The sequence below is a fragment of the Streptomyces sp. NBC_00659 genome (assembly GCF_036226925.1).
Lineage (GTDB): Bacteria > Actinomycetota > Actinomycetes > Streptomycetales > Streptomycetaceae > Streptomyces.
This window is the reverse complement of sequence record NZ_CP109031.1, coordinates 2865476-2883304: the sequence shown is the minus strand read 5'-3', so window position 1 is coordinate 2883304 and position 17829 is coordinate 2865476. Positions and strand designations below refer to the sequence as shown.

The following is a 17829-nucleotide window of genomic DNA, read 5'->3' as shown; positions in this document are numbered from 1 at the left end:
GTCAGCCTCCTTGGACGGCGGTGAGGACCTCGACGCGGTCGCCCTCGGCGAGCGGGGTCGAGGGCCACTGCGCGCGCGGGACGACGGTTTCGTTCAGGGCGGCGGCCACCCCGGACGACGACGGGGTGAGGGTCGCGACGAGCGCGTCGAGAGCGGTTCCCGCGGCGATCAGCCGCCGCTCCCCGTTGACGACGATGTTCATACGTGCAGCTCCGTGCGGGCCGTGGCGCCGAAGCGCAGGGGGGTGAAGGGGCGGGCTTCGGCGGGGAGTTCGCCGGTGGTCAGGACGTGGGCCAGCACGTCTCCGGTCACGGGCGTCAGGAGCACACCGTTGCGATGGTGCCCGGTGGCCAGCAGCAGCCCGTCCAGCGCGCTCGGGCCGAGCAGCGGCGCGTTGTCGGGCGAGCAGGGGCGCAGCCCCGCGCGGGTCTCGGTGAGCGGCAGCTCGGTGATCCCGGGGACCAGCTCGTGGGCGTCGCGCAGCAGCTCGTACACGCCGCCCGCCGTCACGGTGGTGTCCCAGCCCAGCTCCTCGCTGGTCGCGCCCACCACGAGCTCGCCGTTCTCGCGCGGCACCAGGTAGACGTGGCTGCCGCGCACCACGGCCCGCACGGTGCGATGGAGGAAGGGCGCGTACCGCGCCGGCACGGTCAGCCGCAGTACCTGCCCCTTGACGGGGCGCACCGGCGGCACGACGTCGTCGGGGACGCCCGCCAGGCGGCCGCTGAGGCTGCCCCCGGCGAGCACCACCTGACCCGCGCCGAGCCCGGTGCCGTCCGCGGTGACGACCCCGGTGGCCCGTTCCCGTACGACGCTCAGACGCTCCGCCCAGGTCCGGTGCACGACCACCCCGGCCCGCTCGCAGGCCGTGACCAGGGCCGCCGCGAGGCGCCGCGGGTCGATCTGGTGGTCGCCGTCGACCCGCAGACCCCCGCGCACGCCGGGTGCGAGCATCGGCTCCAGGCGGCGGCACTCACGGCCGCTCAGCCACTCCGACTCCAGCCCCGACCGGACCTGCAGCGCGTGCAGTTCCCGCAGATGGGCGCGGTCGTCGGCGTCCAGCGCGACGGCCAGCGTGCCGCTCCGGCGGTAGCCGAGGTCCTGGCCGGTGGCCTCGGTGAGCTCGGCGGCGAAGTCCGGATAGCGGCGCGCCGAGGCGAGGTTGAGGCCCAGCAGGGTCTCCTCGCCGAAGTGCAGCTCGGTGACGGCGGCCAGCATCCCGGCCGCGACCTGCGCGGCCCCGCCGCCCGGTTCTGGGTCCACGAGCGCGGTCGTGAACCCGCGCTGCGCGGCCCGCCAGGCCGTCACCAGACCGATGATTCCGCCCCCGACGACGAGGACGTCCGACGAACGTGCAGACGGCATGGGCGTCCAGCCCCTCCCTTCGCCGGCATGACCCGGATCAGGTTCGTACGGTCGGAGGCCGCCCAGCCTCCCTCTCAGCCCGGTGCGTCCGGGCTCCCGCGAGTGCTTTACGTTGGCCACCCTAGCCCGCCCCCTCCGTCTCAGTAAGGGAGCCTCCACCATGGCGCGACCGCTCGACGGCCTCGTGCTCGCCCCCGTCGCCGACCAGGCCCCGGGCCAGGTGGGCACCGGCACCCGGTTCACGTACCACGAGCGGGACGGCGTGGTCTGGGCCGACTACGCGGGCGGCGACGTCGTCCGCGGACACCTCGTCGGCACCCGCGAGGGCGACCGCCTCGACTTCCGGTACGTACAGCTCAGGCGCGACGGGACCACCGCGTCCGGCCACTGCGTGTCGGCCGTCGTGGAACTGCCCGACGGGCGCCTGCGGCTGGAGGAGAGCTGGACGTGGGAGTCGCAGCCGGGCGCCGGGACGAGCGTGGTGGAGGAACCGCGCGCGACCGGCCGTGTGGAACAGGTCACCGAGCACGTCCGCTGACTGACGGATTGTCACGTGTCTAAGGTGATCTGTTGGTGGAGCCGTGCCGAACGTGCTGCTACCAGCAGGTTTGCTGCTGGTAGCAGTGTCGCTCAGGCCGCCTGGGCCGTCTCTGGGCCGTCGTGGGCTTTTCGGGCGGCCTCGTACATGCTGTCTACGGCTGACCGGGTGCGGCTTTCGCTGCTCGGCATGAGGTGTGTGTAGACCTTCAGGGTGAATCCCGGATCGCTGTGACCGAGGTACTGGCTCAGGGCCTTGATGTTCTCTCCCGCGTCCAGGAGGACGGAGGCGTAGAAGTGCCTCAGCGCGTGCATGCCGTCCTCGCGCGATGCCTGGGCCCGCTTGCCCCGCTCGGGCTCAGGGAGGACGCCTGCGGCCACGAGAGCGGGCTTCCAGACGCTGAGATTGAAGGTGTTCCGGTGCAGCGCCGAACCGTCCTCGTTGGTGAAGATCAGTTTCTTCGTCACTGGGGGACCGTCCAGCGTGCGCCACGGGAGGGTGACATCTACGGGCGGGAATCGCTTGATGTGAGCAGCAAGGGCGGTGCTGACCTCCTTGGGGAGAGGTACGTCACGGACCTTTCCGCCCTTCGGCGGCGCGAAGACCAGATGCCTGTTGATCGGCTTCACCTGGTAACCCACGTGCAGCCAACCCGTGAGGAACTCCACCTCATCGACCGGAAGGCCGAAGATTTCGCCTTGCCGAAGTCCGCAGCCTCCTCCGACGTCGGTGGTTGCCCGAAAGCGTTCCAGGAGCTCTGCACGCGTGGCGAACACACGGTCAACGCTCCACGGCCGTACACGGCCGGCAGCGGGCTTCGGGGCCTTGACCGATCCGGCGCGGCAGGGGTTCCTCGAGATGAGCCGATCGTCCACCGCGGCCCTGAAGACGGACGAGACGTTGCCGAAGATGGCCCGTCGGTATGACGTGGCCAGCCCAGACGATTCGAGAGTGTGGGACCACTCTCGGATGTGCTCGGGATGGAACGAGCCGAGCGGCCGGGAGCCGATGTACGGGAAGGCGTGCAGACGTAGCCGTGTCCCGACGGCCGCGCGAGTTGCCACGTCCGTGGTCTGGGCTGCGATCCAGCGTTCCGCGTATTGCTGGAACGTGGTCCGACTGGCGCGCGGGTCGATGTACTGGCCGCGCGTCATGTCGGCCTCAATGCCGGACAGCCATTTCTCGGCAACTCGCTTCTGTCCATCGGGGAAGCTCTTGGACTTCTCCGAGCCGTCGGGGCCGACGTAGCGGGCGCGGTAGCGCAGGCCGGTGCCGTGGCGGTCGGTCTTGGCTCGGGTGGTCTTGCCTTCAGCGTCGGTTTCGGTCTTGTACCAGCGGTCTTGGATGTGGCCAGCCATGGGGGCTGATCCCTTCTCGGTAGCGGGCGCCGGCGGGGCTCATTGAGGCCTGGCCGGCCGGTTTTTGGGTGTGCTGAGCCAGGCCCGCTACTTGCTAGGGGCCTGATCATCGGGGGTTTGGGGTGCTAGCGGGGTTGCTACCGGTAGCGGGTGGGGTCGCTACCGGTAGCAACCTCCGGCGGGGCTCAGGGAGGCCGAGACAGGGGCTCTCGGGTGCCTTCCTGATGGGGTTTCGGGGGCACTGGGGGCGCGCCTCCCTGCCTCCCTGAGAGGCCGTTTGCGCTGATCAGGCAGAGGGAGGCGGGTTAGGGAGGCGGCGAGGGAGTTCTCCCTGCCTCCCTCGGCCAGCGGGCCGTTCCTCCCTGCCGTTCGCGGCGTTCGTCGGGGCCGACGGGGAGGCAGAGACAGGGACTCCGGAGTGCCTCCAAGGGCCGTTTCTCGGGGTGCTGGGGTGGCGCCTCCCCGCCTCCCCGAAATGCTGTCTGCGCTGATCAGCGCGGGGGATGCGGAGGGGGAAGTGGGTTGGGGAGTTCTCCCCGCCTCCCCGGTCCGGCGGGTGGTGCCTCCCCGCGCTGGCGGCAGGGTTTCTAGCAACGGGAGGCGACCTCTCCGGGAGGGCGTATCCGGGCCGGATGACGGTTCCACGGAGAGGGGTTGCTAGGTGCTAGGCCGCAGGCCGGGAGCGGTTTCGGTTGCTAGCGGGGGCGCTAGGTCTAGCAACGGAGGTTGCTAGACCTAGCAACCGTTCAGGCCGCGTCGTCGAGGGCGGTCCGTTCGGCCTCCCACGCTTTTACGGCGGCGGGGTTGAAGCGGAGGTACCGGCCGACACGGAAGCCGGTCGGGCCGATGCGCTTGCGGCGCCACTGGTAGACGGTCTCGACGCTCGGGAGGCTGAACATGGTGACCAGGTCTTCGGGGGTGAGGTAGCGGTCCGGGAGGCCGCCGCGCAGGGTGCCGCGCGGGTCGGCCGGCTCTTCGATGGTGGCCATGGCGGTGGTGACTCCTCGTGTCCGTAGTGCGGTGCATGGGAGTGGTGCCGGTTGCCGTCCTGGAGAGTTGGTGTATTTCAGCGTCCGCAGCGCCCCAGCGTCCGCACGGCCGCGTTGCCGCAGCTCAGTCGGGGTGAGGGGTGTGGACGCTAGTGCGGACGCTGGACGGCTGTAGCGTCCGCAGTTTCGACGTGTCCGGGCCGCTGGTCTGCGGCCCGGTCCGGCTGGTCTTCCGGCTACGTCAAGGCTGTTCAGGCGGGGTTCTGCCCTGCCCGAGCGGGGCCACCTCCGGCCAGAGGGAGGATTGTTCGGGTGTGGACGCTGGATCGTCCTCGGGCGCCGCGCGGGCCAGCGTGAGGAGGCGGTGGCGGTGCCGGTCCTGACTACGTTGCGTGTCGTCCACGGTGATCCCGATGGACCGCAGCAGCGGGGCCAGTCGCTTTACGCGTCCGCTCGCGCGGGTGGCGTCCTTGGGCCAGTTCGGCGGCCGGACCAGCGGAGCGAGCAGCACTTCCAGGAGCTGTCCGGCGGTGCCCTGCCAGGTCCCGGCCTGGTCGACCAGGTGCGCAATCGCCATGGCGAACAGGTCGCCTTCCATCGCGTCGGTGGCGACGTTCGCGGAGGTGGCGAGATAGTCCCCGAGAGTGTTCCAGCCCTGGGACTGGTCGACCGCGGCAAGGACGCGGGCGAAGTCGGCCATGCGCGGCATGGACTCCAGCCGCACTGAGGGGAGCACGGCCAACGCACAGGCCAGCACGTCGAACAGCGCCCCGAGCACGGCCGGACGAACCGCCGCGAAGGTGGCGTCCAACTCCTCCTCGGAGCGGCGCCGGTGGGAGTCGATGAGCTGCAAGTCCAGCAGCAGAACCCGCTCCGCCAGGTCGCCCGCGAGAGCTCCCGCGTCGATGGTGGTCAGGGCCAGCACCCGTTTGAACGTCAGCACGACCACGTCGTCGTCGGTGTACAGGGCCCGGTCGACCACGCCGTCGCCGGTCACGGCCTTGCACAGGGTGTCCGACAGCCACGGTGGGATCGTTGAGACGTTGTCCAGGCACAGCGCCCATGAGCTGAACGCCTGCCGCGACCACGCCCTTTCATCGCGTGGCTGACTGCGTTTCGCGGCGGGGGACGGGTCGACCAGGTTGATGAACATCTGCGCGGCCTTCGACTTGCCGGTGCCTTGCTCGCCCTTGCACACCAATGCCGGGTGCGGGATCTCCGGAATCCACGCCGCGACCAACCATGCGACGAGTTGACGGAACGTGGACGCGTCCATGTTCAGCAGCGCATGCAGCTTGGCCAGGCCGTCTCCGTCCAGCACCGGCTCCGGCATCGGCGCCATGGCCCCGGAGCGGCGGAACAGCACCGGGGCCCGGTCGACCACCTGCCAGCCGAGACCGGAGACGACGACCGCGCGGCCGTCCGCGCTGCCGAGGTCGACCACGACCGCGCCAGCCGGATCCCGGCCCACCCGCAGGTTCACGGCGACCGGGTCGGTGTCCTCCGCGATCCCTTCGAGCACGGTCATCGCGTCCGCCAGGGCGGACTGTGAGGCCACCTCGCCCGGGTAGTCGTCCGCGAACTGCCGGGCCAGGCGCTGCCGTACGCCGGTCTTGCCCCGCAGCGGCAGCGCGATGTTCGGGCCGTCCACGGCGACCGCATACGGGCGACTGTCGGTGGACAGCACGAACCGGTACCGCTCGCGGGCCATGTCGACCAGCCGGGACGCGGCGGACGGCTTCTTGTCCTCCCCCGAGCCGCCGCGCGGGGGCCGTGCGGGCGTGCGGCCCGCACGCGCGGGTGCCCGATCCGCACGTGCGGACGGCTGTACGGGCGGAGTGTTCACGGCGGTGTTCACCGTGTTCACGCCAGTGTTCACGGGGCGAGCCGATCCGTTCACCGGACTGTTCACGGTGTTCACGCGGCAACCCCCTCTCCGGTCGACCCGTCACACGCCCTGATCGGTCGGGGCGCGCGCGGGTAGTCGGGTCGGTCCGACCACTGCCGTGTGGAAGGGCTGTGGCAGGTCGATTCGGGCTGATCGGAGGTCGACTCAAGGTCGACCGGATGGGGTGTGACGTCGGGTGTGACGCGGGCCGTCACGCTGGCCAGAGCCGTGCGATGGTCGGCGGCGAGTCCGGCCAACAGGGGCCAGTCGGCCGGCCGGACGACCGGCACGGTTGGGTCGGCCCACCGCAGCAGCAACAGGGCGAGCGAGAGCGGCAGTCGGTCGGCCTTGGCCTGGTTGCAGTCGAAGCAGGCCAGCATCAGGGAAGTGACCGACCACGACCACCACAGCGAGCACGGTGCGATGTGATCGAGGGTGGCCTCACTCAGGTCAGCGAACGGGCAACGGCAGTACGTGCAGCGCTGCCCATGGCGGCGCGCGAGCTGCTCCTTGCGCACGCGCCGCTTCGCGGAGTTGAGCGGGTGAACGCGGCTCACGCCTACCACTCCGTCCGGGCCGACCGCAGCCACAGGCCATCAGGCGCGGCGGGCGGTGTCAGCCCGACCAGGTAGCCCCCGGCGTCCGGACGCACGATCAGCGGCGCGGGCTGGCTCCGGTCCCACCGCACCAGGTCGAACGCGAACCGGCGGCGGCGGTAGTCCGGTAACGCCTGCTTGTACAGCCACTCACGGTCCCGATCGCGGTCGGCGGTCCGGCCGAACTCGCCGGACATCACAGCCCCGAGACGCATCAGGGTCTCGGTCGGCACGGCCGTCACACCCTCATGGATGGCACGGGACACCAGCAGCTTGCAGCGCGGGAACTCCCGGAACTCAGCCATGCGGTACCGGTCGAGACTGGACAGGTAGATTGCCACGCCGACTTCCCCGGCCGTCATCGGACGGGACCGGGCCCCCTCGTACCAGAACGACAGGGCCAGCCGGTAGGCGAAGCGGTGGCACGCGGCCACCTCGGGCCACTCGACCGGGTCGGCGTCCAGCTCCTCAAACTGGGGCGTGACGCCCGCGATCCCCGCCGGACCGAGCGTACGTACGGCGCCGTTGAGCGCGTCGTACAGGGTGTCGGTGTCCGGGACCGGCACGGCGAGTTCGTCGGCGGCCGTCTCGAACAGCGCGGCGGCGGCTTCCGTGACCGTCAGTTCCAACCCCGTGATCGGGATGGTGGGCAAGTCCTCCCCGGCGGGGCGCCGGTCCATCTCCGCAAGGGAGAAGACCGGCGCCGGGCTCGGAGCGACCCGCGCGTACAGCGCGTCCGTCGCGTTCGTCATGCCGCGACCCCGAACACGCGGGTGATCGTGGCGGCCAGAGCGCGGGCCCACTTCACGGTGTCCCGTTCCCCACGGCCGTGCAGAACCGTCAGGACGGCGGCGGCCTTGTCCTCGAACATGACGACGTCAGTGGCCAGCAGCGCGAACGCTAACGCGTCCCGCACGGCCTGGTCGTCGTCCAGCTCCTCGTACACGAGGCCGCCCGACTCGATCAGCAGCGCGAGCATGTCGGCGAACGACAGGTGCGCCACGACCGGAACCGCGACCCGAACGAACTCCTCTTCATCCGGCTCTCCGAAGACATTCACACGTCGGCCAGGCAGAGCCGGAAGACCGGACGGGAGAGTTGCAGGCATCATGGATGTACCCCTTCGAGGGTCAGGGAGCGGCGGCTTTGCTTGGCCGCGAGCGCCGCTCCCGTTCTGAAGCCCTGGCGGACCCGGTGCACCAACACCGGACAACCCGCCGGGGCTTTCTCGTGCCGCCACCTCCTGTAGCAGCGACACTGCGAACGTACTCGCAGCGTTTCTGTGAGTCAATAGAAGTTCTGCGACTAGCAACAGAAGGACTCCTATGGGAGGCTTGCTCCTAGTCGTTCAGAAGGGGTGTGACCATGGGATTCGGTCTGGTCGTGCGATTCACGACGCGGGACGCGGCTGCGACGGAAGGGTTCGACGCTCTTGCAGCTGAGACGCTCAAGGGGATCGAGGGTGAACCGGGGACCCTCGTGTACGTGAACCACAGTGTCCCCGGCGAGCCGAACGTCCGCGTGTTCTACGAGCTGTACGCGGACCGGGAGGCTTTCGAGGCACACGAGGAACAGCCGCATGTCCGCCGCTTCCTCGCGGAGCGGGAGCAGTTCCTGACATCGACGGAAGTGACCTTCCTGCACGACATCGCAGGTAAAGGCATCCCGCAGGACGGAGACCCGAAGAAATGACCCCGGAAGAGCGCCGCGCGTTCGGCAAGCAGGTGGCCCGACTGAGGTCTCAACGTGGCCTCACTCAAGCAGAGTTGGCCGCAGCGATCGGCCGTACGGCAAGCTGGATGTCTCAGGTTGAGCGCGGCATTCAGCCTGTCGTACGCCTGGACGTGTTGCAGCTCCTCGCCGATGGACTCGGGGTATCCGTTCACGTACTCCAGCCGACCGCACCGACCGAACCGCCGGCGCCTCCCCCGGCCGGCGAAGAGGCCAACGACCTGGATGCGGCGCGGCTGCTCATCTCTGGGCATCCCGCACTGGGGGTCCTGTTGGGCGACTCCCCGGAGGAAGAGCCGCCGAGCCTCGACGTGCTAGAGAGCGAGGTGGAGGAGGTCTGGAAGTTCACCCACGCTGCCCAATTCGCGGAGCTGAGTGCCGCTCTGGAAGTACTCGTACCCCGTCTTGAACGCGCTTCGCGTAGGACCCGCGGCAAGGACCGCGCGGCCGTCAACGAGTTGCTGGGGCGGATGTACCAGGCGCTCGCGGCGGCGTTCGTACGCCAAGACGAAGCGGACGCCGCATGGGTCGCGGCGGACAGAGCGATCCGTGCCGCAGAGCAGTCCGAGCAACCGTTCGCGGTATGCGCTGGGATCTTCCGGCTGGCACACGCCTTCCTGCGAGCCAAGCGCCTTGACCAGGCGGAGCACGCGGCAGCAACGGCGGTAGCCACGTTGCAGGCACACATCGCCGACGGAGAGGCTTCCCCAGAAGCCCTCTCCGTTCTCGGTGCACTGCACCTTGTGCTGGGGCAGGTTCACGCGAGAGCTGGGCGCAGGGCGGAAGCCCGCTCCGAGATCGCGAACGCTCGCAGCATCGGCGAACGGCTCGGGGAGGACCGGAACGACTTCAACCTGGAGTTCGGTCCGACGAACGTGGAACTCTGGGCCATCGCCATCGCATTGGATCTCGGCGATGCGGGCGAGGCCTTGGACATCGGCAGCAGCCTTGACGTCTCGGCTCTGTCGGCGGAGCGCCGGTCGCGCTTCCTTACGGACATGGGCCGGGCCCACACGCAGCGGCGCCACATCGGGGAGGCCACAGACTGCCTGTTGCGCGCCGAGGAGCTGGCACCAGAGTCGGTGCGCACGCACATCACAGTCCGCGAGTGCATCCGCGAGCTGGTGCTCATCGCAGGTAGGAGCGCGCCCGCCGAACTGCTGGAGCTCGCCGAACGGGCCGATGCCCTTTCGTAATCAAAACCACCGGTTAGGAGCGGCCACGGCCGCACGGTCCTTTGGCAGCTCGCTCCGCTCGTGCGCGGCAGCGTTCAGGAGCTCCCCGCCATCGCGCTCTTACGGTGAACCAACTGCGGAGCACGAAGTGGCCACCCCCCGGCGATGGGTGGCCTCTTCGTCGTTTCGGGGTGGTTAGTATCCGTGTCCCTCCCCTGCTAAGAGCTGCCCTGACCTGCGGGAAAGCGCTCTTAGTAGCGGAGGGCGTCCGGGCGCTAAACATTTTGTTTAGCGCCCCCAGGAGAGTGCAGGTCATAGGGGGCGAGTCATGCCCGGCGGACGCTGGGGACGCTATCTTCAGCCGCTCCCCACCTGAAGAGCCTTGGTGAGCCACGCACACGGGAACGGGCCCGGCGACACTCACCCAGGCTTGCTGTGCGCGACTGGAAGGCTTCAGGCTGGTCCCCGAACTGTCGGGCAGCTTGACCTCATCTTGGATTGTCACCCTCGCGTGTACAAACAAAAAGAGCACGATGCGCGCCATGGAGCTCTTCTTCTTTGCGGTGTGACGACGGGCCGGCATCTTGTCCGGCTCGCGGCAGATGAGGCCCCGGTCCTCGGCCAAGCTGGCGAACGCTGTGGCGAATGGACCATCGCTTGATGCCTTACCCCGCAAGGCGTGATTTGATCACTTCGGGAAGGAGGTGCGGTAATGCACATTTTCGTGGAGTGGAAAGAAGAAGTTGCCGCCTTGCTGCGGAACGGTGACGGGGGTATGAAAGAAAGATTCCGCGGCGTCAAATTTGACGATGTGGAATTTCAAGTCTGGATCCCGAGTGGCAATGCGGGTCAGATTGGCAGCGTCCTCAAGTATCTCGATGTTAGCTTTCGCTGGTCCCTTAGTATTGCCAGTGAATTTTCTCAGGCAGGCGAGCATCAGGAATGGAAAGGTTCAAGCCTCCACCCATTTCCCGTGTGTCTGACCGGCGGCGGCTTGCGCATCGTGGAAGCAAATGCTGGATCATTCTGGTCCAAGCTGAAGGCTTCCTATGACGCGACTAGCCAGGGAACACGCGACCTCGCAGCGATCGTTGCCCTATTTGGTGCGCTGACCGGGATTCATCCTCTTGCCCCCGATCAACCGCCTGCCCCGCCTCCTGTCGGATGCGAGCAGCTCACGCTTCCGTCTATTGAATCGGACGTATTCAATCCATTCAGAGAAGCTGGCCCTGGCGGATATACGGTTCGCGTAGTCTGCACTCCAAGCGATGGGAAGCCGTTCTACCTTGAATGGTCTATGGAAAGAAAGCCCATCGTTGATGACACTGCTCACGTCCACGCTGTTCAAGTTCTAATGAATCAAGCGTCGCGTTGGACAGGCCCGTGAGAAAATCCGCTACCAGGCGGGCTACGGGAGGACCGAAGAGACCACCCTGCGCGCCGGCGGGGGTGGTCTCTTCGTCGTTCCGCAGTCTTCAGCGTCCGCAGTCCTCCCCCTTGCTTAGAGTGGCCGTGGCCTGCGGAAAAGCGCTATTAGTAACTAAGGGTGACCGGACGCTGCGGACGCTGATGGACGCTAAACATTTTGTTTAGCGTCCGCACGGAAAATGCAGGTCAGAGGGGGCGAGTGATGCCCGGAGGACGCTGCGGACGCTACCTTCCCTCAATCTCTAGTAAGAGAGTGAAAGACAGCTCTTCAGGAGGTGGCGCCCCCCTCCTGAAGAGCCGCAGCAGGCCGCACGGAACGGAACGGGCCCAACGCCGCTCTCTCAAGCCCGAGCGCCTGCCCCTTGGAAGACGCTCGGGAAAGCCTTCCAGGCGGGGGGCAGGTCAATCGTGCCTCCTGGATTGCCGTCTGACGTACACGCAAGAGGAGCACCACGCGCGCCCTGGGTGCTCCTCTTGCTTGTACGCGGCGTTACGACCGTCGCCAGCCTGTCCGAGTTGCGGCGGTTGATGCCACCGGTTGCGTCGACAGCGGCGGTTGATCCCTGCAACCGCTCATTGACCTGCGGGTTTCCAAGTTGCCACGGTTTCCAGGGAGGGGCCCCTACGCGCACGCGCGCGTAGGGGCTCGGAAACTGGCGTCATACAGCATCCCCGTGAGGCGCCTACGGCCTTTGCCCCGAACGGCGCTCGCCGCGCGAGCGCAGCGAGCTGCCAAAGGGCGTACGGCCGTAGGGCGCCCCTGCTTGCTCTTCCTGCCGATACGGCCGGCCGCGCGGCACGACGGCACGCGCGGTCCGCTTGTCGCTTGTCGCTTGTCGCGAAGCAGCAGAACCGCCCTGCCCGGGAGTCAAAACAGGCTCTGACCTGCGAGCCGACAAGCGACAAGCGACAAGCGACAAGGGAGAAGATGGAGCAGGGTCCTTGAGTCAGGTCGGCTTCAATTGATTCCGCAGGGCTGAAGGCGGCACCCATGTCCGCCGCCTTGTGCTCTACGGAGCGGTCGCAGCCGCCTTGCGCTTCTGGAGCGCGACGACCAAGCCGTCGAGCATCGCGTTGACAGCCGCCGCCTGCGGCATGTCGTCCATGTCGATCCGGCTTCGGCGCCGGTCCATCTGTCGGTGCATCACATCGTCCCCCTGGTCGCGGAAGTCCGTAAGCTTCTTGAGGTACTTGCGGTCCGAATGGCCCCATTTGGCCTGCGCGACGACCGTGGCGAACGTTGTGCCGACGGGGAAGCCGAAGCCGGGCGGGACGTGGTCCATCACAGCGCGCAGCAGGCTGTTGCTGGCCAGCGGTTGGCCGTTTGCGCAGTTGAAGTTCAGCTCGCGCAGGAGCCCTACCAGCTTGTCGGTCCGCAGATCGCCGGCGCCGTCGAGGTCCTCCAACTCCGTGATGATTGCCTCCTTCACATACGCTCCGCGCGTCTCTCCGGAGGGTGTCTCCGTGGGTTGAGCGTCAGTCGTGCCGACCTCCACTCCGACCTGGCCAACGATCGGCGAGTTGTTGAAATGGGACGAGACGATCGAATCCAACGATGGGCCCGAAGAGTAGATCGTCGGCTGGTTGGACTTGCTGACCAGCTCGCAGGTCTTCGTCACGTACGCGTCGAGTGAGTCCGCGTCTTTGTAGTCGAAGATGTTGCGCTTGATCCGCCACTCCCATTCGCCGTCAGGCGACATCGAGGTGTGGTCGGCCTGGATGTATGGCTCGAACCGGAAGAGCTCCGGCAGCACAGCGATGAACTCAGGTCGCATGCGGGACATCACCTGGGCCAGCTCGCCGGAGCGGAGCACAGCGCGGACCGGCTCGCTGCTAACCATGTCGATCGGGCGGTTCCGGTGCAGCTCGACCATGTGATGCAGGACAGAAAGGAACGGGGTGCTGACCATTGCATTGAGATCAGGGAGCACGAGGCCGGCCGCCACGGTCGGACGAATCTCGCTCGTCTCATTCATGTAGCGCTCGGGCGGGGCTGTGAATCCGTAGCTCATCCCTACCTGATGGGAGCTGCCGACGCGAGGGAGCGAGTGCAGGACGGTCTCTGCCGTTTCCGCGTTCATGCCCGCCTTGTGTTCGGCGAGGTCGAGCACACGGCCCCATGTCGACGGCTTGCCCTCGTTGAGCAGGGGTAGAGAGATGATCTCCAGCAGGCGGACCTGCTCACGGTCGAGGGTGGAGGGCAGCTTGCTCAGGGCGGGCGGCATCACCCGGAACAACTCAGACATTGGCTTCGATCCGTTCGATCGCTGCCCGAAAGACGGGCACGCAGTCCGCATGCATGCGGAATCCAGAAGTTCGCTGGAACGCAGGGATGTTCGGGTCATACTGGGCCTGGACGGGGACGGGCATGTCCGCTGGCCAGTCCTTACGGGTTGCTCCGCGTTGGATCGCCTTGGTGATCGCTCCAGTCCGGCCGCGCAGGGAGGCTTTGCCGTCGGGGCCGCGGAATACTTCAGCCGAGGCCCAGCCATCGTCAGCCATGGCGGCGGCGCGGATGATCTCGATGGCGGCGGTTGGCAGGTCGCGCAGCAGGGCCGCTGCCCGGGACACGGTCCACTCCGGCGTGAAGGCGACCGGAAGTTTGTCGGCTTGGCCGAGTAGTGCGAACAGCTCGCGCGCCAGCTCGTCAGGTACTTCCTCCAAGACGATGCGCATGCGGCGCCCCCTCTCTAATAGACCCAATGTGAAGCCGAAGAAGAACGTAGCGGACGGGCAACGGTCTTCTCCACCGCTTTTGATGGGATGCCAGAAGGGCTTACGGGGCGAGACTTGCGCGGCCCAGCGCAGTCGAGCTGTCCTGCAACTTGGCTGCGCCCTGGCCCAGAACGGGGCCCACCCTGGGCCCTCCGGGACTTGTCGTGACATCGGCAGAGACCGTGGCTGGGAACCTGAGTCCGTCTTTGACCTGCGACCCGACAAGCGGCACGCCGCGGGGCCCAACATCGATCCGCCGGCGCTTCTCTCGGGAGCCCCGAGCGGCACGATTTGGGAGTCTGCCCAGATGGCTTGCTAACCGCTAACACACTGGTCCCGGGCGGCTTTGGTCGCTAGCGGGGTCGCTAACGTTAGCGGCCCCTGTCGCTAGCGCTAGCGGCTCCTGGGGGGCCGAGGCTGGGCCGTCTGTGGGCCGTCCGAGGGTGGCCAACCACGACAGACAACGACAGACGACGAGCGCTTTATCCCTGGTTACCGGGGCGCCGCGTACCCCATTTGCAGGCAAGCGATACCTGTCACGTGTCTATGGTGATCAGGTGAGCGATCAGACGCAGGCACAGTCACCGTCGCAGGGGCCCGCGGCCCGACGGGTCGTCGTGGCGGGCGCGGGCATGGCCGGGGTGCAGACCGCGGTCGCCCTGCGCGAACAGGGCTTCACGGGCACCGTCACGCTGATCGGCGCGGAGCCGCATCAGCCGTACGACCGGCCGCCGCTGTCCAAGGCCGTCCTGCTCGGCAAGGCCGAGGGCTCCGCCTTCGACATCGACTTCGAGGCCCTGGACATCGACCTCAGACTGGGCAGCGAGGCGCTCGGTGTGCGCCCCGGCGACCACGAACTGGACACGGACGCGGGGCCCGTTCCGTACGACGTCCTCGTCGTCGCCACCGGCGCCGAACCGATCCGGCTCCCCGGCGCCGAAGGCGTGCCCGGCGTGCATCTGCTGCGCACCCTGGACGACGCCGACCGGCTGCGTCCCGTTCTCACCCGGCAGCACGACATCGTGGTGGTCGGAGCGGGCTGGATCGGCGCCGAGTTCGCCACGGCGGCGCGCGAGGCGGGCTGCGCGGTCACGGTCGTCGAGGCCGCCGACCGGCCGCTGGCCGAGGCGCTGCCCGCCGAGGTGGCCGCCCCGATGGCCGCCTGGTACGCGGACAGCGGGGCCTCACTGCGCACCAGCGCGCGCGTGGAGCGCGTCGAGCCCGGGGCGGTCGTCCTGGACGACGGCTCCCGGGTGCCCGCGGACGCCGTCGTGGTCGGGATCGGCGCGCGGCCCGCCACGGCCTGGATCGCCGGCTCGGGCATCGAACTCGGCGCCCACCGCGAGATCGTCGCCGACGACCACCTGCGCACCTCCCTGCCGGATGTCTACGCGGTCGGCGACTGCGCCTCCTTCCCGTCCGGACGCTACGAGGAACGCCTCCTCGTCCACCACTGGGACAACGCCCTCCAGGGCCCGCGCACGGTCGCCCTGAACATCGTCGGACAGACCCCCGCCGCCTACGACCCCGTGCCGTACTTCTGGTCCGAGCAGTTCGGCCGCTTCGTCCAGTACGCCGGCCACCACACGCCCGCCGACACCCTGGTCTGGCGCGGCGACCCCTCGGGAGCCTCCTGGTCGGTGTGCTGGCTGCGCGAGACACGGCTCGTCGCCCTCCTGGCGGTGGGCCGCCCGAGGGATCTCGCCCAGGGCCGCAGGCTGATCGAGGCGGGCGCCGCCATGGATCCGGAGCTGCTCGCGGACGCGTCGAGGCCGCTGAAGGGCGCCACGGTCTGATCCGTCACCCCAGGTCGGACGCCCTCGGCTTCCGACTGTCGGTCCGGGATGGCAGGCTTGTCCCGTGACCGAGATTGACGCAAAGATCGATGCTCTCGTCCCCGCCTGGCTCACCCTCCCCGACATCGCCGAACAGTTCGGCGTCGAGGTGACGCGCGTCCGGCAGCTGGTCAAGGACGGCCAGCTGATCGCCGTACGCCGTGGTGAGAACCGCGCGCTGCACGTCCCCGCCGATTTCATCGACGTGGACGAACAGAAGGTCGTCAAGGGCCTGGCCGGCACCCTGACGCTCCTGAGGGACGACGGCTTCTCCGACGAAGAGGCCCTCGAGTGGCTCTTCACCCCCGACCCGAGCCTGCCCGGCACCCCCGCACAGGCTCTGAGCGAGAATCGCGGCACGGAGGTGAAGCGCCGCGCCCAGGCGCTCGCCGTCTGACCTGAACGCGACCGTCCGGCACGGGGAGCGCGGCGGCGGGACCATCCCGGCCGCCGCGCTCCCCGCGCACCGACCAACGGGGGACCCACGCATGCCCGAGAACGCCGCCACGACCCCACGGGGCCTGCTCGCCGACGCCCGCGTCTATCTGTGCACGGACGCCCGCAGACGCCAGGGCGACCTCGCCGAGTTCCTCGACGCGGTCCTGGCGGGCGGCGTCGACATCGTGCAGCTGCGCGACAAGGGCATGGAGGCGGGGGAGGAACTGGAGCACCTCCAGGTCTTCGCGGACGCCTGCGCCCGGCACGGCAAGCTCCTCGCGGTCAACGACCGGGCGGACGTGGCCCACGCCGCCCGCGCCGACGTCCTGCACCTGGGCCAGGGGGACCTCCCGGTGCCCGCGGCCCGCGCGATCCTCGGCGACGAGGTGCTCATCGGCCGTTCCACGCACTCCGCCTCCGAGGCCGGCGCCGCCGCCGTCCAGGAAGGCGTGGACTACTTCTGCACCGGCCCCTGCTGGCCCACCCCCACCAAGCCCGGCCGGCACGCACCCGGCCTCGACCTGGTCCGCAGCACGGCGGCCCTCGGCACCGGCCGTCCCTGGTTCGCGATCGGCGGCATCGACCTCGGCCGGCTGGACGAGGTGCTCGAAGCGGGCGCCCGCCGCGTGGTCGTCGTACGGGCGATCACCGACGCGGACGACCCGGGCGCGGCGGCGGCGGAATTCGCGAAGCGGCTGCGCACGGCGTAGGCCGCCGGCCGCCCGCGTGAAGAGTCCCGGCGGGGCCGCTGTCCGAGGGGTGGACAAGAAAGCGACAGATAGGACAAATGGCAGCGGTTCGGTTGGGTGGCCGACGCCCTCTGGCTAACCTGCGGGTATGGCCCTCGGATCTGCTTCCACCAGGACTGATCGCGCACGCACCGTGCGCGACATGCTCGCGACCGGCAAACAGACCTTTTCCTTCGAGTTCTCGGCGCCGAAGACTCCCAAGGGCGAGCGGAACCTGTGGAACGCCCTGCGGCGGGTCGAGGCCGTGGCTCCCGACTTCGTCTCCGTGACCTACGGGGCCGGCGGCTCCACGCGGGCCGGCACGGTCAAGGAGACCGAGCAGATCGTCCTCGACACGACTCTCACCCCGGTCGCGCACCTCACCGCGGTCAATCACTCCATCGCGGAACTGCGCAACATCATCGGGCAGTACGCGGACGCGGGCATCCGCAACATGCTCGCCGTGCGCGGCGACCCGCCCGGCGACCCCATGGGCGAGTGGGTGCCCCACCCCAAGGGTCTGGCCTACGCGGCCGAACTGGTGCGCCTCATCAAGGAATCCGGCGACTTCTGCGTCGGGGTCGCGGCCTTCCCCGAGATGCACCCCCGGTCCACGGAGTGGGACCTGGACGTCTCCCACTTCGTCGACAAATGCCGTGCCGGCGCCGACTACGCGATCACACAGATGTTCTTCCAGCCGGAGTCCTACCTCCGTCTGCGTGACCGCGTGGACGCGGCGGGTTGCGCGACGCCGGTCATCCCTGAAGTCATGCCCGTGACAAGTGTGAAGATGTTGGAACGGCTGCCCAAACTCTCGAATGCTTCGTTCCCGGACGCCCTGAAAGAGCGGATCCTCACAGTCAAAGACGATCCGGCGGCTGTACGCTCCATTGGGATCGAGTTCGCGACGGAGTTCTGTGCGAGGCTGCTGACCGAGGGAGTCCCCGGGCTGCACTTCATCACGCTCAACAACTCCACGGCGACGCTGGAAATCTACGAGAACCTGGGCCTGCATCACCCACAGCAGGCCTAGACCGGTCGCACC

Annotated in this window: 18 protein-coding genes and 1 riboswitch; of the genes, 8 read left to right on the top strand and 10 right to left on the bottom strand. The window is 68.5% G+C overall.

Going from position 1 to position 17829, the window contains the following annotated elements:
• Nucleotide 1: 1 nt before the first annotated feature.
• Nucleotides 2-202 carry a sulfur carrier protein ThiS gene (thiS, locus tag OG410_RS12555; protein WP_328668614.1) on the bottom strand — a complete coding sequence of 67 codons (201 nt, stop codon included), beginning with the start codon at nt 200-202 and terminating at the stop codon, nt 2-4.
• A complete protein-coding gene (gene thiO, locus OG410_RS12550; protein WP_329299203.1) occupies nt 199-1365 on the bottom strand; it encodes a glycine oxidase ThiO in 1167 nt (388 codons plus the stop codon). Before thiO ends, thiS begins: the two co-directional genes overlap by 4 nt.
• A riboswitch (TPP riboswitch) is annotated at nt 1363-1475 on the bottom strand. It overlaps the preceding gene by 3 nt.
• 50 nt (nt 1476-1525) lie before the next feature.
• Between thiO and OG410_RS12545 the strand changes: the two genes are divergently transcribed.
• A complete protein-coding gene (locus OG410_RS12545) occupies nt 1526-1903 on the top strand; it encodes a hypothetical protein (protein WP_329299202.1) in 378 nt (125 codons plus the stop codon).
• A gap of 92 nt (nt 1904-1995) precedes the next feature.
• Here the strand turns inward: OG410_RS12545 and OG410_RS12540 are convergent, their stop codons facing one another.
• From OG410_RS12540 to OG410_RS12515, 6 genes are all read right to left on the bottom strand, one after another.
• Nucleotides 1996-3261, bottom strand: coding sequence for a tyrosine-type recombinase/integrase (locus tag OG410_RS12540; RefSeq protein ID WP_329299201.1), 1266 nt, complete (start codon nt 3259-3261; stop codon nt 1996-1998).
• Nucleotides 3262-4007: 746 nt separating this feature from the next.
• Nucleotides 4008-4250: a helix-turn-helix transcriptional regulator gene (locus tag OG410_RS12535; protein WP_329299200.1), complete on the bottom strand. Its 243-nt coding sequence runs from the start codon at nt 4248-4250 to the stop codon at nt 4008-4010.
• A 241-nt stretch (nt 4251-4491) separates the two neighbouring features.
• Complete coding sequence (locus OG410_RS12530; protein WP_329299199.1) at nt 4492-6129, bottom strand: ATP-binding protein; 1638 nt, start codon at nt 6127-6129, stop codon at nt 4492-4494.
• Nucleotides 6130-6167: 38 nt separating this feature from the next.
• Nucleotides 6168-6656, bottom strand: a complete 489-nt coding sequence (locus OG410_RS12525) for an HNH endonuclease (protein ID WP_329299198.1) — start codon at nt 6654-6656, stop codon at nt 6168-6170.
• A gap of 41 nt (nt 6657-6697) precedes the next feature.
• Nucleotides 6698-7486, bottom strand: a complete 789-nt coding sequence (locus OG410_RS12520; protein ID WP_329299197.1) for a hypothetical protein — start codon at nt 7484-7486, stop codon at nt 6698-6700.
• Nucleotides 7483-7737, bottom strand: coding sequence for a hypothetical protein (locus tag OG410_RS12515; protein WP_329299196.1), 255 nt, complete (start codon nt 7735-7737; stop codon nt 7483-7485). The genes OG410_RS12520 and OG410_RS12515 overlap by 4 nt, the downstream gene beginning before the upstream one ends.
• A gap of 362 nt (nt 7738-8099) precedes the next feature.
• On the opposite strand from OG410_RS12515, the gene OG410_RS12510 reads away from it, so the two are divergent.
• From OG410_RS12510 to OG410_RS12500, 3 genes are all read left to right on the top strand, one after another.
• Complete coding sequence (locus tag OG410_RS12510) at nt 8100-8426, top strand: putative quinol monooxygenase (RefSeq protein WP_329299195.1); 327 nt, start codon at nt 8100-8102, stop codon at nt 8424-8426.
• Nucleotides 8423-9661 (top strand): helix-turn-helix domain-containing protein, encoded by a 1239-nt coding sequence (locus tag OG410_RS12505; protein WP_329299194.1) that lies wholly within the window; start codon nt 8423-8425, stop codon nt 9659-9661. Before OG410_RS12510 ends, OG410_RS12505 begins: the two co-directional genes overlap by 4 nt.
• 691 nt (nt 9662-10352) lie before the next feature.
• On the top strand, nt 10353-11027 hold the full coding sequence (locus OG410_RS12500) for a hypothetical protein (RefSeq protein WP_329299193.1): 675 nt from the start codon (nt 10353-10355) through the stop codon (nt 11025-11027).
• A 1051-nt stretch (nt 11028-12078) separates the two neighbouring features.
• Here the strand turns inward: OG410_RS12500 and OG410_RS12495 are convergent.
• Both OG410_RS12495 and OG410_RS12490 read right to left on the bottom strand, forming a co-directional pair.
• Nucleotides 12079-13314 (bottom strand): hypothetical protein, encoded by a 1236-nt coding sequence (locus tag OG410_RS12495; protein WP_329299192.1) that lies wholly within the window; start codon nt 13312-13314, stop codon nt 12079-12081.
• Complete coding sequence (locus OG410_RS12490; RefSeq protein WP_329299191.1) at nt 13307-13744, bottom strand: hypothetical protein; 438 nt, start codon at nt 13742-13744, stop codon at nt 13307-13309. Before OG410_RS12490 ends, OG410_RS12495 begins: the two co-directional genes overlap by 8 nt.
• A 596-nt stretch (nt 13745-14340) precedes the next feature.
• Here OG410_RS12490 and OG410_RS12485 point away from each other — a divergent pair.
• From OG410_RS12485 to metF, 4 genes are all read left to right on the top strand, one after another.
• Nucleotides 14341-15579, top strand: a complete 1239-nt coding sequence (locus OG410_RS12485; protein ID WP_329299190.1) for an NAD(P)/FAD-dependent oxidoreductase — start codon at nt 14341-14343, stop codon at nt 15577-15579.
• Between the two features lie 64 nt (nt 15580-15643).
• Nucleotides 15644-16015 carry an Rv2175c family DNA-binding protein gene (locus OG410_RS12480; protein ID WP_329299189.1) on the top strand — a complete coding sequence of 124 codons (372 nt, stop codon included), beginning with the start codon at nt 15644-15646 and terminating at the stop codon, nt 16013-16015.
• 91 nt (nt 16016-16106) lie between these two features.
• Nucleotides 16107-16766, top strand: a complete 660-nt coding sequence (thiE, locus tag OG410_RS12475; RefSeq protein WP_329299188.1) for a thiamine phosphate synthase — start codon at nt 16107-16109, stop codon at nt 16764-16766.
• A gap of 127 nt (nt 16767-16893) precedes the next feature.
• Entirely contained in the window at nt 16894-17817 is a 924-nt protein-coding gene (gene metF, locus OG410_RS12470) for a methylenetetrahydrofolate reductase [NAD(P)H] (RefSeq protein WP_326788282.1), read from the top strand.
• Nucleotides 17818-17829 lie beyond the last annotated feature (12 nt).

What these genes read in the sequence shown, in the direction of transcription:
- thiS (WP_328668614.1), bottom strand. Translation starts at nt 202, where the DNA reads ATGAACATCGTCGTCAACGGGGAGCGGCGGCTGATCGCCGCGGGAACC.
- thiO (WP_329299203.1), bottom strand. Translation starts at nt 1,365, where the DNA reads ATGCCGTCTGCACGTTCGTCGGACGTCCTCGTCGTCGGGGGCGGAATC.
- OG410_RS12545 (WP_329299202.1), top strand. Translation starts at nt 1,526, where the DNA reads ATGGCGCGACCGCTCGACGGCCTCGTGCTCGCCCCCGTCGCCGACCAG.
- OG410_RS12540 (WP_329299201.1), bottom strand. Translation starts at nt 3,261, where the DNA reads ATGGCTGGCCACATCCAAGACCGCTGGTACAAGACCGAAACCGACGCT.
- OG410_RS12535 (WP_329299200.1), bottom strand. Translation starts at nt 4,250, where the DNA reads ATGGCCACCATCGAAGAGCCGGCCGACCCGCGCGGCACCCTGCGCGGC.
- OG410_RS12520 (WP_329299197.1), bottom strand. Translation starts at nt 7,486, where the DNA reads ATGACGAACGCGACGGACGCGCTGTACGCGCGGGTCGCTCCGAGCCCG.
- OG410_RS12510 (WP_329299195.1), top strand. Translation starts at nt 8,100, where the DNA reads ATGGGATTCGGTCTGGTCGTGCGATTCACGACGCGGGACGCGGCTGCG.
- OG410_RS12505 (WP_329299194.1), top strand. Translation starts at nt 8,423, where the DNA reads ATGACCCCGGAAGAGCGCCGCGCGTTCGGCAAGCAGGTGGCCCGACTG.
- OG410_RS12500 (WP_329299193.1), top strand. Translation starts at nt 10,353, where the DNA reads ATGCACATTTTCGTGGAGTGGAAAGAAGAAGTTGCCGCCTTGCTGCGG.
- OG410_RS12495 (WP_329299192.1), bottom strand. Translation starts at nt 13,314, where the DNA reads ATGTCTGAGTTGTTCCGGGTGATGCCGCCCGCCCTGAGCAAGCTGCCC.
- OG410_RS12490 (WP_329299191.1), bottom strand. Translation starts at nt 13,744, where the DNA reads ATGCGCATCGTCTTGGAGGAAGTACCTGACGAGCTGGCGCGCGAGCTG.
- thiE (WP_329299188.1), top strand. Translation starts at nt 16,107, where the DNA reads ATGCCCGAGAACGCCGCCACGACCCCACGGGGCCTGCTCGCCGACGCC.
- metF (WP_326788282.1), top strand. Translation starts at nt 16,894, where the DNA reads ATGGCCCTCGGATCTGCTTCCACCAGGACTGATCGCGCACGCACCGTG.